Raw genomic sequence first — 13,924 nt, forward strand, 5'->3', positions numbered from 1 at the left:
CTATGGAGCCATTCTATAGACCGATACCGGCGGGCAAGGTCGGAACACAGAACACGGCTTTGCTCGTCATCGACATGGAACGCGATTTTGTCGATGGCGGTGCCGTTCAGGAGACGCCGGGCGGGCGGGCCATTGTGCCCGCCATCAACCGGCTCATCGGCTGGGCCCGTCAACATGCACTGCCGGTGATCTTCACGCACGAGATGCACAGGGCAGACCACAGCGACTACGGCATCGAGCTGGAGTTCGATCCGGTCCATTGCCTCGAAGGAACGCCGGGGTGCGAGCTGACGGACGGCTTGGATGTTCGACCGGAGGACTGGCGTATTCGCAATAAGCGGCGATACGACTGCTTTGTCGGCACCGATCTCGATCTTCTTTTGCGCTCGCGCGGCATCAAGAATTTGGTCTGTTGCGGAGTGACGACGCACTGCTGTGTCATGAGCACCGTCTATTCGGCGCGCAACCTCGACTATCGCGTAATCGTGCCCACAGACGCGGTCGCTGCCGTTTCGCCGGCACATCAGGCGGCGGCTCTGCTGTGCATGAGCGATGTGTTCGCTTATCTTTCGTCGACGGCGGCCATCGCATCATGGCCGATCGCGGCGGGAACGTTCGAGACAGGGACCGCGGTTCAAAGCCGGCATGCCGTTGCCTGAGAATGCGATGAGCGTGCAGACGACCGTTCCGGGGCTTTATGCAGTGGGCTCGCAAGGGTGCGTTTCGGCTCCGCACCGTGTGGCCGCCGAAACCGGAAAAGCGATCCTTGAGGAAGGTGGCACAGCCATCGAGGCGATGATTGCGGCGGCAGCCACGATTGCGGTCGTTTATCCGCATATGAACGGCTTGGGTGGGGATGCGTTCTGGCTCATCAAGCAGAAGGGACGCGATCCGATCGTCGTTTCGGGTTGCGGTCGAGCAGCTGAACTCGCATCCTCCGAGCGTTATTGCGATCGCGGATATTCATCCGTGCCGGTCCGCGGTCCCGATGCAGCGCTGTTGGTTCCCGGCGCTATTGCCAGCTGGCGGTCTGCGCTTGACCTTGTTCCGGAGGCGCGACGGTTGCCCTTGGGCCGCCTGCTGCGAGACGCAATAGACTATGCAGTGAATGGCTGCGACGTATCCCGCAGTCTCGCCGCTACTCTTGAGACTTTTTCGTCCGGCCTCCGCGCGATCAGCGGATTTGAGCAGGTGTTTCTGCCAAGCGGCGAAGTTCCGCGCGTCGGCGAGTGTTATCGCCAGCCTGCGCTCGGCGCGACGCTTTTGAAACTCGCAGACGAAGGACTGGACAGCTTCTATCGAGGGGCGCTGGCGCAGATCCATGCGCAGTTTCTCGAAGCAACCGGAAGCCCTCTGCGCCTTGCCGACTTCCAGTCCTACAATGCGGAGTATACCAAGCCGATCTCGACCGTTATTTCCGCGGGAACGCTTTATAATTCTCCGCCGCCGACGCAGGGGCTGGCGTCCTTGCTCATTCTCGCGATCTTCGACCGATTGGGTGTGGGATCTTCGGACGGCAGTCTCTATATCCACTGTCTGGTGGAGGCGACCAAGCGTGCATTCACCGTCAGGAATGCCAGCCTTTGTGATCCGGATTTCATGGTCGCGGCCCCGTCACAGCTTCTTGCGCCCGATGTCGTTTCGACAATGGCCGAGGCGATCGACCGCGAAAAGGCATCTCCTTGGCCCGGTCCGTCGCAGCTGGGCGGGACGATCTGGATGGGAGCGGCCGATCGGGACGGCACCGTCGTCAGCTTCATCCAGAGTCTGTTTTGGGAATTCGGCTCGGGCTTAACGTGTCCCGATACGGGTGTCGTCTTCGAGAACAGGGGCGCGGGTTTTTCTTTGGGCGATGGTCCCAACAAACTGGCTCCGCACAAGCGGCCGTTCCACACGCTCAATCCGGCGTTTGCCGAGCTCAACGACGGCCGGATGCTGGCTTATGGAACGATGGGCGGCGATGGGCAGCCGCAAACACAGGCCGCGGTTTTCAGCCGCTACGCCATATTCGGTCACGGCCTCGAACGCGCAATTGCGGAACCGCGCTGGCTGCTCGGCAAGACATGGGGCAACGATACGGTATCGTTGAAGCTTGAAGGCCGCATTCCGGTAGAAATTGAAGCTGAGCTGAAGAAAATGGGCCATAGCACGGAACGGGTTGCCGACTATTCTGAAACCATGGGCCACGCGGGAGCGGTCGTCGTGCATCCTTCGGGACCGATCGAAGGAGCGAGCGATCCGCGCTCCGACGGCGCTGCCGTGGCATTTTGATAAGCCTTATGCGTTGCTTCTGGGCGTCGGGCGAACTGGACTTTCGAAAAGGGACGCAAGCGTGACAACACTCTTTTTACGGGCCGACCCTTATCCATGGCCGCATGATGGGGATTTGCGCCCAGAGACGACGGCGCTGCTCATTATCGACATGCAACGAGATTTCTGTGATCCGAAGGGGTATCTCAGCGCATCGGGTTACGACATAGCCGCAACGCGCGCGATCGTGCCTGCGGTTGTTTCCGTCTATCAGGAAGTTCGGGCCTGGGGAGGTCTCGTGATCTTCACGCGGGAGGGGCATCGGCCCGATCTCAGCGACCTGCCGCCGCTTAAAGCTTGGCGTTCACGGCAAGCTGGAGGCGAGATCGGGACGCCGGGCCCGATGGGTCGATTGCTCGTCCGTGGCGAAAACGGCTGGGACATCATTGACGAACTGAAGCCGCAATCGGGCGATGTCGTCGTCGATAAGCCAGGCTACAGCGCGTTTTATGGAACGGACCTTGAACGCATCCTGAGTACGCGAGGGATCAGACATCTCGTCCTGACAGGTGTCACGACCGACGTGTGCGTGCATTCGACGTTGCGGGACGCCGTCGATCGAAATTATGAGTGCCTGGTGGTTGGGGATGCGTGTGCCGCAAGCATTCCGGAGAACCACGCAGCCGCGTTGCGTACGATTGCGACTGAAGGCGGTATATTCGGTGCCGTGGCCAGTTCCGCCGACGTTCGGCTCGGGTCAACACATTAAAGATTATAAGGTTGCGCGGCGGCAATCCGGGGCTTCACACGCTGCTCATCGGCTGTCCGTTTGCAATTGCCGATGGTTCTTTCAGCCATTTCTTATCGGTGAGAGTGAATGTCTGCAGTTCTGCGTTGGCGCATCGGTCGTCAATAAACAAATTACAGCTCACCTTGACGACCTAACACATTCATAGGCCGTTCAGCCTAGTCCGGCAACATGCGCGGCGCCGCGGGCGTTGTGGGGACAATGGCGTTCTCCAAAATCTGACCCACAACAGCACATTTTACGCGCCTCCTCCTAGACGTGGGATTGCGCTTTAGATCGAGCGCGTCTTCGTGCGCAGTGGAATTTTGGTCGACGATGAACAATTCCTACGGCGGACCTCCCACGGCCGCAATCAAAGCATGAATCCAGGAACGTCATGACGGACATACGCAACGCGAATAACAATCTGCCGCCCATCGCCGAGAAAGTCCAAGCTGCGCTGGCGCGCGCTGCGATCCGAACAACGATAAACTCCAAGGCCGCGTATGATGCCGCAGCAGCAAAACTCAAGGGCCTAGCGCAGCGTGGCGATGTTCCGGACGCGGATGCATCTTATGCGCGCTCGCAAGACTTCTCCGATCTGGCGTCTTATAGATCCGTGATCAAGACGCGGCAGCTGACCGACAGGTTCGGCTTTTCCGATCCCTTCTATCGCAGCTTTGACAAGTGCTCCGGCGCCTATGTCGAAGCGGAGGGTAAGACGTATGTCAATTTCGCGTCCTACGACTATCTCGGATTGAGCAGCCATCCGCATGTGGTGGCGTCGGCGAAGGCGGCCATCGATCAATATGGTACGTCCGTTTCGGCAAGTCGGATCGTCGCCGGAAACCGTCCAATCCATTGTCATTTAGAGTCGGAACTCGCGGCACTTTACGGTACCGAGGCGGCGCTTACGTTCGTGAGTGGCCATGCGACGAACGTCACGACGATCGGGACGGTTCTCGACGGCGATGACGCGATCTTCTGCGATGAGCTCGTGCACAATAGCGTTCATGTCGGCGCGACGCTGTCCAAAGCACAGATCTTCACGTTCCGTCACAATGACCTTGGCTCTCTGGAATTTCTTCTGCGGCAGCACAGGAGCAATTTCAGGAACGTGCTGATCGCAGTAGAGGGACTTTACTCGATGGACGGCGATGTTCCGGATCTGCCATCGCTGATTGCCCTTAAGCAGCGTTACGGTTGTTGGTTGATGGTGGATGAAGCGCACGCGCTGGGCGTTCTTGGAGATCGTGGATGCGGGAGTGCCGAATATCATGCGATCGATACCAAAGACGTCGATATCTGGATGGGAACTCTGAGCAAGACGCTGGCTGGCTGCGGCGGGTATATCGCGGGCAGCGAGGCTCTGATCACCATTTTGAAGTACAGGGCGGCTGGTCAAGTTTATTCCGTCGGTATGGCACCGGCCGTCGCCGGAGCGGCGCTCGCTGCACTCGACGTTTTCAAAGCGGAGCCTGAGCGCGTCAAACGCGTCCGGGAGAACGGGCAGCTTTTTCTCGAGGAGGCGCGGCGCCACGGCCTCGATACTTGCACGAGCGAAGGATTTTCGATTGTCCCGGTCATGGTCGGTGACACGATCGCAGCCGGAAAATTGACCGATCGCATGTTCGCATCCGGCATCAATGTGATGCCCATCATCTATCCGGCCGTGCCGCTCAAAGCAGCACGGTTGCGGTTCTTCATTACCGTCAATCATTCGAGTGACGATATCCGGCGTGCGGTTTCGATCACTGCGGAGCAACTTCGGAAAATTAGATAGTTCGATTGGCGCGCGTCTCGGCAGTCATCTCGCCGCCGAGACGCCGCGGCAATATCCATTGTTGTCAATAGGCGATTTCAGATGCGGCGTGGCCACTCCTTATTTGAGCAGTGTGCGGATAAATTCCCGCGTGTTATTCCGACTTTCGATTTCAAGAGTGAATTGTCGGACTTTCTCCGTTTTTGGGAGATGTTCAGTGTGCTGTCGTAAAGTTGCAACGGCGTGGGATATTTGCGCTGGAATTCATTGTCCAGGAATTAGTCCTATTTCCTCTCCTTGCTACCAGCCGATAGCAATGGAGCGTCTGAAGTATGTCATCGGGTCAAGCAAAATAACCGACGCTAACGAACGTCGAAGCTAAACGACCGGGATCGGCGAGCGCCTTTACCGGAACTATCAAAAAAAAGCAGAGCGGTGTCTGGCGCAGGGTCCCTGCGCTGGGAGGGGGAAATCATGTCCTTAGCGAACGTCAAACCCTAGCTCCCGACGCCGGTTCATCGCCGGGGTTGGATCCATAAAGAAGAACGACAACATCCGGCCAGAATGTCTGCGCCGGAAGGGGAGAGGTCATGTCTATTTCGGTTCACCGCATTCGCAGCTCGTCTTCGCGATTTTTATTGGGATCGCTCGCGGCCGCTTTGAGCATGGGCGTTTCGCACCAGGCGTTGGCGGCTTGCACGGCAAGTCCGACCTCGGGGATCACCGTTGATTGCGAAGGTGTCAGCACGAATTCGAGCCCGTTGGTCAATACCGGTACAAACCCTTCGACATCAGGCGACGGGGGCAACGCTGCGGTGAACCTTGCTCCCGGATCGGTCTTCACGAATTTGAGCACCATCGATGTCTATATGGCGGATGGACCCAACAACACCGCGGGCACATCTGGTTTCCAGAGAACACGCCTTTATGGCGTTTCGGGCTCCGATGAAGGCGATTATGAAGTCTTCAACTCAGGCACAATCACCGTTACGCATTCGGGCGTCGGTAGGCTCTGGGGTGTCGCTGCCAACGGCGATACTGAGAGTATGGAAACGACGAACAGCGGAACGATTCAGATCGTTCGCGGTCCGATAACGCTCGGTACGGTTTCCGCAATTTCTCTCACGGCACATGCCGCAGCGCTTGGCAATCAGAGTCTCGATGTGGCTGCCTCCGTCTATAGCGAGGAGGAAGTCGAGTCTGACACGATCACCAACAAATCTAGCGGCATAATCAAGGCGACTGGCTTACTCACCGCAGGCATCTACAGCCGGGCGGGGGATGCAACGATCGTCAATGACGGACAAATCATCCAGACGACACCCGCGCAGGGCTTCGCGATCGCCAAGGTCTCGGATTCGGGCGAGGTCCGGACGCTCGATCTGACGAACAGCGGGACGATCACGGGCGATATTCTGGCGGTCGGAGGGCAGGCGCAAAGGTGGTGGGCTCTTTCGAATGGCCTCGGCGGGACGATCGATTCTCGGCTGAGCATCAACAGTCAGTTCGGTGCGGTAGATTCCACGATCGACAATACGGGAACGATCACAGGCAAGATCTACTACGGCAACGGTGAGCACGTCCTGACTAACGCTAAAGGCGCGACGATAACCGGTGACATCGACGTCGATCAGCGCATTCAAGTGCTCACGGGGCGGACGTGCACCGTCGGAAACGATGGGTGCTTCGCCACGGCGACGACCACGGGCACGACGGTTGTCGGCAATCCCACCGCCGAGGAACTGAACGAGAATTCGGCTTCCACGATTACAACCGGTGCGGCGAGCGGCTCGACCACAACGTATACGCTCAGCATGTGGGGGGCAAAATCGTTCACCTTCGACAATGCCGGCACCTATGTCGGCAATCTGACGGTGGAAACGCAAGGATCCGGAACTGTTGGGGCGATCGGTATACAGGATAGCGAAGTCAACATTCTTCCGCATATTTTCGGCGGCGGCGGCGCGAGTGCCAATACGGCGAGCGGCGCCGGGACGATCGCTCTGATCGACGGCACCTTGAAGATCGCCGACGGCATCGTCAACGGCACCGGCGGCACGTCGTCAATTGCGCGCACGACGACAATAGCGCCGGTTCTGGACGGGACCGTTAAAAGCGGGGAGTGGTATACGGTTGCGAGCCAGCTTTACGGCTCGGATCTGCCGACTGTGGAAAACACGGCGCTCGTTACATGGGACGCGCAGAAAAACGCAAGCGGCGCACTGGTGATCGGGTCGGACGTTGCTGACGCGTCCAGTATTTCTGGAATCTCCCGCCCTGGAGCCGCTGCCATCAACACGCTTATTGCAAGCGGTGGTGCTGGATCGGATCCGACACTCAATGCGCTGGGCGGCGCGGTCGAAGGGCTTACGGAGCAATCCGACGTCGCCAAGGCCGGGGCCCAGCTTGCTCCCGAGACGACGTATGCGACGCAGCAGTCGGCGATTACGTTGAACAATGTCATCGGCCAGCACATCGATACCCGATTGAACGGTGTCGGCGCGACGGGCGTTTCTCAGGGATATAGCAACGGCCCCTATGGGCTCGGCATGAAGCCCTCGCAGGACGATCCCAACCGCATGAGCCTCGGCGGCAGCCTCAAGGACGACGACGGCGTCGTCATCGCTCCGCGGAGCGCCGCACTCTGGGGACAGGCGTTCGGTGCCGGCCTCAATCAAGACGGCCGGGAGCAAGTGGACGGTTATGATGCGCGCATCTACGGCTTCATCGCCGGCTACGATAACTGGATTTCTCCGAACGTGCGCTTGGGCGTCGCGGGCGGCTACGCCAATACCAACATCGACGGAGACGGCAACACGACAGCAAACAACACCGGCATCGACAGCTATCTGATCGAAGCGTATGGCGCCTTCAAGGGCGATGGCTGGTACGCGACGGGTCGCACAGGCTTCACTTGGCACGACTATGAGACCACGCGTTACCTGACAGTTCCCTATGGCGACCGGGCCAGTGGAAACCACGACGGCGATCAGTTCAATGCTGCCATCGAATTCGGGGTTCCGCTCGCGCATGCCGGGACCGTGATTACGCCGGTTGCGGGCTTGACCTATTCGAGACTGCATCAGGATGGCTATTCCGAAACGAGCGACGGCGGCATGGCTCTCGCGGTCGACAGCCAGAACAACAACTCACTGGTGTCGAGTCTCGGTCTCAAGGGTCTCGTTCCGATCGCGGACGGCACAGTCGTCGAAGGTCGCGCGCTGTGGCTGCACGAATTCCAGGACGACGCGCAAGTCGTCAACGCCAGCTTCGCGGCGGGCGGGGGCACCTTTACGGCTGCAGGTCCCGGCGTCGGGCGCGACACGGCTGATCTCGGCATCGGGATGCTCGCTCAGATCGGCGGGGGTACCACCTTTGAGATCAACTACGATGCCAACGTTCGCGAGGATTATCTCGCCCACGTCGGCTCTGCCCGGCTCGACGTCCACTTCTGAAGTTGCATTCATCCCGTCGTTGCCTTGGGGATCGCGAGACTTCGCGATCCCTTTTTCGTTTGGGATGCGAACGGTGAGGGCGTTTTGCGATTTCAGCTAGGTGCGTTGCTTCAGCCATTGGAATGCGCCGATTGCGATCAGTATCGTCGCCGGCGGGGTCATGGCGGCAAAGAGGAGCCCGAGTCCGATCGGGTTCGGGTCCGGGTCGCCCCACAGTCCGATTTTGGCCGCGAGGATAACCGCCAGGAGCGGCGTAGCACCGATGACCAGCATCGCTAGGCCGAGTTTCAATAGGCGAGGCAAAGTTCGGAACTCCATCTGCTATCGATGGCGCGACTCGATGAGGTCGCGGGCATTCTAGTCTTTAAGAGCAATTTTGGCAGTCTACTGAGGACGGCGGGCAAACTTTCCCGCGCTTCGGGGTTCAGAGACGCAGCGCTGCTCTAAACGCGGTTCATTTCTCGGATTTGTGTGTCTGCTCAGGCACTCCGATCTCGTTACGTGAAGGAATACCTCTGATCTTTACACTGAGAATCTCGACCCATAAGGGCGGCGCTGATAAAGCATTGGCGGGAGTGCTGTTTCCGCGTCGTAGTCTGTCGCATCGCGTATCTGAAGTCGTTGCCATCGGCGCGGGGATATTCATTTATGCGCAAGCACCTTCCACATATCGGAAAAGTCGGAATTTTCTCCGCCGGTCTGGCGGCGGCGTGCTCGCCTGTCGCGATGGCGCAGACGCTTCCGTGCGGCATGCCCTCGACAGCAGGTGGTTCGGGGCCGCCTTCGATATCGGAAACGGAAACCTCGACAACGCAGGTTCTTGAACAGATTCGCAGGCGCGTGCAGGCCACGCAGCAGCAGCCTGTTTTAGCGTCAAATACAACTGAAGCGGCGCCGGGCAGTTCGTCGGCGACGGCTGTCGAGCAGCAGGCTACGACGTCGGGAGTGCAGGCTCAGTCTACTGGTAACGCTGCGACGCTGAAATCCAAGAAGGCCACTTCCGGATCGACGTACGAGGAGCCGTCGGGCTATCCGAGATACGCGAGCCTGAAGGATTACGGCTCGGCGACAGATGCGATTTATGACGGACAAAACATCCGTAGCACGGCCGTATGGGCGCAAGGCTTCGGCGGCTACGAGCATCATAGCAACCTCGCTCCGGGCGAGCAGGAGAACCCGAGCCGTAACCAGGTCACCGGCGGCGGCATGGGCGGCATGGACTGGACCGTGGTCAAACGCGGAGAAACGCTGCAGGCGTTTCAGGTCGGTGTTTTTTCGGGTTTCAGCGAGACGAACAACAATTTTTCCGACACCAGCTTCACCGGTTCGGTGAATTCGTTGGGGACGACAAACAACGTTGATTTCACGCGCAGCAATAACAGCCAAGACGTAAACGGGCCATTCGTCGGCGCTTATCTGGCCTACGCTTACGGCGCCTGGACTTTCGATGCCGCATTTAAAGCCGATTTCTTCGACCTGTCGCAGCGCAGCTCGCTGACGGCTGCGGTCGATCCGACATGCGGAATCCCGGGCAATGTGCTCAACGGTTTCCAGCACGGCAGCGCTTCGGTTAACGATTACATCATCGCGGGCGAGGCGTCGCATCGCACGCCACTCAGCACCACCAGCTGGATCGAGCCGACGTTTGCAATTCGATTTACCGCCACCAATTTCAGCGGCGACACGAACTCTGCGACCTTCGGGGAGGCCAACAACACCAGCTTGGGCATAACCAACGGCACGCTGGGCCTGGACGACGGCACGTCGCTGCGGTTGCAAGGCGGCGTTCGCTATGGCGAAGTTTGGAAATCGCCGCAGGGCTATCTGCTGACGACGACGGTCGGAGCATTCATTTATAGCGACGTGCTAATCACCGGCTTCGAGAGCAAGTCAGGGATTGTCGCCCCTGGCGGTGCATTGACGACGGTCGGGCCCGTGGACGAAGGAAAGATCCGGGGTCTCGGCCAGTTCACCAGTCAACTCGACGTCGGCAATGGATTATCATACCTCGTCATGACGGAGGTTTATGGCGGGGAAGATGTCGTCGGCGTCGATGGCGAGCTTGGCGTGCGCTATCACTGGTAGCCGTGAGGCTTTATCAACCTCCCTCGCCGACGACAGAGAACGGCGCCCAGAAAGCCGGATAGGCATTCCATAAATCGGCGGTGGCAACTGGTTTACGGTCGATCTCGGCGAGCATCGCCTCGCGCAGGGCCTCGGCGCGTCCCATCGACTTGTTCTTGCTTTTGATTGCGAAGGTCGCCGTCGTAAGCCGCGCTGCGGATTCCGATTCAACGCGCCAATGCGACACCAAAAGGGCCCGTGCGCCGGCGTGGAAAAAAGCCTTGGCGAGGCCCGAGAGAGCTTCTGCGCCGGGCTTTGAATCTGCGGAGGCGGTATTGCATGCTGCGAGCACGACCCAATCGGCATTCAGCTTCAAATCCTCGGAGATTTCGGAAGCGGTGAGGAAGCCGTCGTCGTAGGCGTCGGGATGTTCCGGTCTCGACAACACGAGGGCGGGCTCGTCCAGGGTTCCCTTGAGGTCGTCGGCGACGAGGCCGTGGGTTGCGAAATAAACGACATTGTAGATCGCGAGATTGGATTGCTTAACGCGCGTCTCGGTGGCGTTCGGGCCGAGTTCGAGGTCATCATTCGCGGCGCCTAAGTCTTTTGCGACGGCGCGAAGTTCGGTCTCCGTTGTCGGAAGCTCTTCGAGGCGGTCAAAAATCTCGTTCTCGGCAAGGATCTCGCGCGGGCTCCGGCTCAATCCGCGTGTCTGCAATTCCGCGAGTTGCAGTGAAGCCGCCGAATTCGCGTTGGAGGCGACGCGCTTTTTGAGGGCTGGGTTTCCGAAGCCGATCATCGGTTTCGTCGTCGCCGCGGCGAGGCCTAGTTGGCGCAACGAACGCAGGCTGTTGACCGACGGAAGCACCGACAGGGAATGGTCGCGAATGAGCCAGTCGGCGTCGTGATAAACGCCGAGCTGCTCGAGCTTGGGCTGTGGCGTTCCTGGTTTTTTGGTGATCAGCACCTGAAACGGCAGGCTGGTCAATGCGCCGGACGGCACGATGATGAGGTGCGATTTATCCTTGAACACGCTTTCGAGCGGCTGGAGGAGCTTGGCATAAAGCTCGTAGGACAAGCCGAGATCGAACAGCGCTCCGCCGTTGCCAATTCCGGCCTTCAGATCCTCGGTGTCGAGCGAGGGTCGCAGCGATTTGACTGACGACGATAGCCAGTCGCGGGAGGTTTCGACCTTTTGCCACGCTGCGTGATCGCGCGATATCGCCCAGACGAACGTGAAGTCGGGTCCCGAGGCGATGCTGATCAGGGCTTCGTTGGGCTTCAAAAGTTGGCGCGCGGCGTCCACGCCGACGGCGTCCGGCTTCACGAGTTCGAAGTATTTCGGAAAGCCCTTTTTCAGAGCGGCATCGATTTCGACGCGGCGTGCCTGCAGCTTTTGCATGTCGCGGCGCGTGTCAGGATTTCGCTTTTCCGGCGGGCGGCCGAGGTCGTCGCTAAACTGGCGTTCGAGCGCCGAAAGCATAGCGTCCTGTTCGTCGCGTTCGCGCACCAGATCCTGGAGCGCCGGATCGTGCGTCGCGAACCTCGCTGCCATCTTCGCGACTGCGGAGGCGGCTTCGCTTTGTTCGGCGTTTTGTCCGAGCAGGAAGCTCTCGGACAAAAGCTTGTCGGCCTGCGCCTTGTCCGAGACGGCCTCGGCCAGCAGGTCGAGATGATGATAAAAGTATTCCTGATCGCTCGCCGTTATGTCCCCGCCCTGAAGCCGGATCTTGGTCGCTCTCCGCATCGCGTCGAGCGCTTCGGCAAGGCGGCCTTGGCCGTCGAGTGCGCCCGCCAGAAGGCTAAGCGTATCTGCGATTTTGGAAGATGCGGGCGCCAATGCCGCTTCGCGGATTGCGAGGGCTTCGCGGAATTCGGCTTCGGCTGCCGAATATCGCTTGAGTTCTAGATCGGTCATGCCTAGGCCGAGGAGGGTGCTGGCGATGTCGGGATGATTGGCGGGCTGGGATTTTCGGCGCATTTGCAGTGCCTCCTCGAACCGCGTTTCGGCTGCCGAGAACTTTCCTTGATTAAAGAGATTGGTGGCGAGCTTGCTGATCACCCCGGCGATTTCGGGGTGGTTGGCGGTTTGCGAATTGCGCCTGATCTCGAGCGCTTTTTCGAGAAGATGCTGGGCGGCGACGAACTTGTCGCCGGCGGGATCGAGTTCCATGGCGCCGGCGAGATTTTGCAGACTGGAAGCGATCAGCGGATCGTTCGGCGGCAGGCTGCGCGTACGGATTTCCAACGCGCGGTTGAGAAGCGGCAGAGCGTCTTCGAGATGACCCTCGCCCTTATATAATTGCGCAAGATTGTTGAGTGTATCGGCGATCGCGGGCGAATTCGGCGGCAGGTTTCGTTCGCGAAGGTCGAGGGCCTTCAGATAGAGCTGTTCGGCTTCGGTCGTGCGACCGGTTTCGGCGCGGTTATAACCGAGGTTGTTCAGGCTGGTGGCGTAGTCGGCGGGGCGCGCCGGGGTAACTTTGGAATAAATGTCGACGGCCTGCTCATAGAAGGGCGTCGCGCCGGCGCGGTCGCCCAAGACGCTTTTCAGAAAGGCGATCCAGGAAACGGCGACGGCGTGATCTGGGGAAATTCCGTTGTTCGCGGCGCTTGTCTGCTTTTCGAGGGCGATGGCGGCGGTAAGCGCGTCGTCATACTTGGCGGCGGCCGCGAGTGCGGAAATGGTGGCGGACGTGTTTTCGGTCGCGCGCGCAACGGTCGCGACGGTTGCCATGAGGGCGATGATCAGAAAACGGATAAGACCGTGCATCGTTCGATCGGGCCAAAATTTCTGGAGCAGACTGTCACAGATTTATGCGGCTTGATATGTTGTTCGACTGTAACGTCGGGTACAGCCATTATTTCTGGATCGGTTAGAATTAACCTATGCTGGCTGGCGTATGCGCGAACACTTATCTTCGTGCCAATGTGCCTGCCGTGAAATCGTGCCTCTGAGCGATTGCAGGAGAAATTCATGAAAGGCCGTGGTTTTCGTCATTTCGCTTCGGCGCGGGTGGCCGTCGCTTCGGTATGTGCCATTTTTCTGCTGAACAATGCGGTCGCTTTCGGCGACCAGGCGTCGGTTCCGAGCGCCGACAGTCTTATTTCCGCGCTGAAAGCCAAGGGACCTTCTCGCAGCCTCACGACCGGCGCCGACAGCGCGCTGATCAAAGCCTTGAAAGAGAAGACGTCGCGAGGAATTGCCATTTCATCGGAAGAGCGCGATCGGTTGGCGGAGGTCGCGAAGTCGTTGCCGACCTACGACATGGAAATTCCGTTCGATCTCGATTCAGCGGAGATCACAGCGCGTGCGCGTCCCAATATCGAGGCGCTGGGGAAAGCTTTGCAGGACAATCAGCTGAAGGGCGCGAGCTTCCTGCTGGCGGGGCACACCGATGCCTCCGGCACGGTTCCCTATAATCAGGCGCTGTCGGAACGTCGGGCGGCTGCGGTGCGGAAAGCACTGATGAGCGAGTTCCATCTGACCGATGAACAGTTGATCGCGGTTGGATATGGCCCGCAGCACCTCAAGAACCCAAAAGAGCCGGACGCCCCGGAAAACAGGCGGGTTCAGATCGTCAATCTCGGCGAGTGAGGCAGCGG

9 protein-coding genes are annotated in these 13,924 nt (G+C 59.3%); 7 read left to right on the forward strand and 2 right to left on the reverse strand.

The window, feature by feature from the left end; all coding sequences use genetic code 11:
- Positions 1–2 precede the first annotated feature (2 nt).
- The 5 genes from QM780_RS03770 to QM780_RS03790 all read left to right on the forward strand — a co-directional run bounded on the left by QM780_RS03770 (position 3) and on the right by QM780_RS03790 (position 8,254).
- A complete protein-coding gene (locus tag QM780_RS03770) occupies positions 3–659 on the forward strand; it encodes a cysteine hydrolase family protein (protein ID WP_415069156.1) in 657 nt (218 codons plus the stop codon).
- Complete coding sequence (locus QM780_RS03775) at positions 646–2,271, forward strand: gamma-glutamyltransferase family protein (protein ID WP_415069157.1); 1,626 nt, start codon at positions 646–648, stop codon at positions 2,269–2,271. The genes QM780_RS03770 and QM780_RS03775 overlap by 14 nt, the downstream gene beginning before the upstream one ends.
- Before the next feature lie 61 nt (positions 2,272–2,332).
- Positions 2,333–3,019 (forward strand): cysteine hydrolase family protein, encoded by a 687-nt coding sequence (locus tag QM780_RS03780; RefSeq protein ID WP_415069158.1) that lies wholly within the window; start codon positions 2,333–2,335, stop codon positions 3,017–3,019.
- 415 nt (positions 3,020–3,434) lie between these two features.
- Positions 3,435–4,820 (forward strand): aminotransferase class I/II-fold pyridoxal phosphate-dependent enzyme, encoded by a 1,386-nt coding sequence (locus QM780_RS03785; RefSeq protein ID WP_415069159.1) that lies wholly within the window; start codon positions 3,435–3,437, stop codon positions 4,818–4,820.
- A 569-nt stretch (positions 4,821–5,389) separates the two neighbouring features.
- Entirely contained in the window at positions 5,390–8,254 is a 2,865-nt protein-coding gene (locus QM780_RS03790; RefSeq protein WP_415069160.1) for an autotransporter domain-containing protein, read from the forward strand.
- Positions 8,255–8,350: 96 nt separating this feature from the next.
- On the opposite strand, the gene QM780_RS03795 is transcribed toward QM780_RS03790, so the two are convergent.
- A complete protein-coding gene (locus tag QM780_RS03795; RefSeq protein WP_415069161.1) occupies positions 8,351–8,557 on the reverse strand; it encodes a hypothetical protein in 207 nt (68 codons plus the stop codon).
- A gap of 345 nt (positions 8,558–8,902) precedes the next feature.
- On the opposite strand from QM780_RS03795, the gene QM780_RS03800 reads away from it, so the two are divergent.
- Entirely contained in the window at positions 8,903–10,339 is a 1,437-nt protein-coding gene (locus tag QM780_RS03800) for a hypothetical protein (RefSeq protein WP_415069162.1), read from the forward strand.
- Positions 10,340–10,352: 13 nt separating this feature from the next.
- On the opposite strand, the gene QM780_RS03805 is transcribed toward QM780_RS03800, so the two are convergent.
- The gene (locus tag QM780_RS03805) at positions 10,353–13,091 is read right to left on the reverse strand and encodes a CHAT domain-containing tetratricopeptide repeat protein (RefSeq protein WP_415069163.1); all 2,739 of its coding nucleotides are present in this window, start codon (positions 13,089–13,091) and stop codon (positions 10,353–10,355) included.
- A gap of 204 nt (positions 13,092–13,295) precedes the next feature.
- On the opposite strand from QM780_RS03805, the gene QM780_RS03810 reads away from it, so the two are divergent.
- On the forward strand, positions 13,296–13,916 hold the full coding sequence (locus tag QM780_RS03810; RefSeq protein WP_415069164.1) for an OmpA family protein: 621 nt from the start codon (positions 13,296–13,298) through the stop codon (positions 13,914–13,916).
- Positions 13,917–13,924 lie beyond the last annotated feature (8 nt).

Source organism: Hyphomicrobium sp. (assembly GCF_047600905.1).
In the GTDB taxonomy this organism is placed as follows: domain Bacteria; phylum Pseudomonadota; class Alphaproteobacteria; order Rhizobiales; family Hyphomicrobiaceae; genus Hyphomicrobium_B.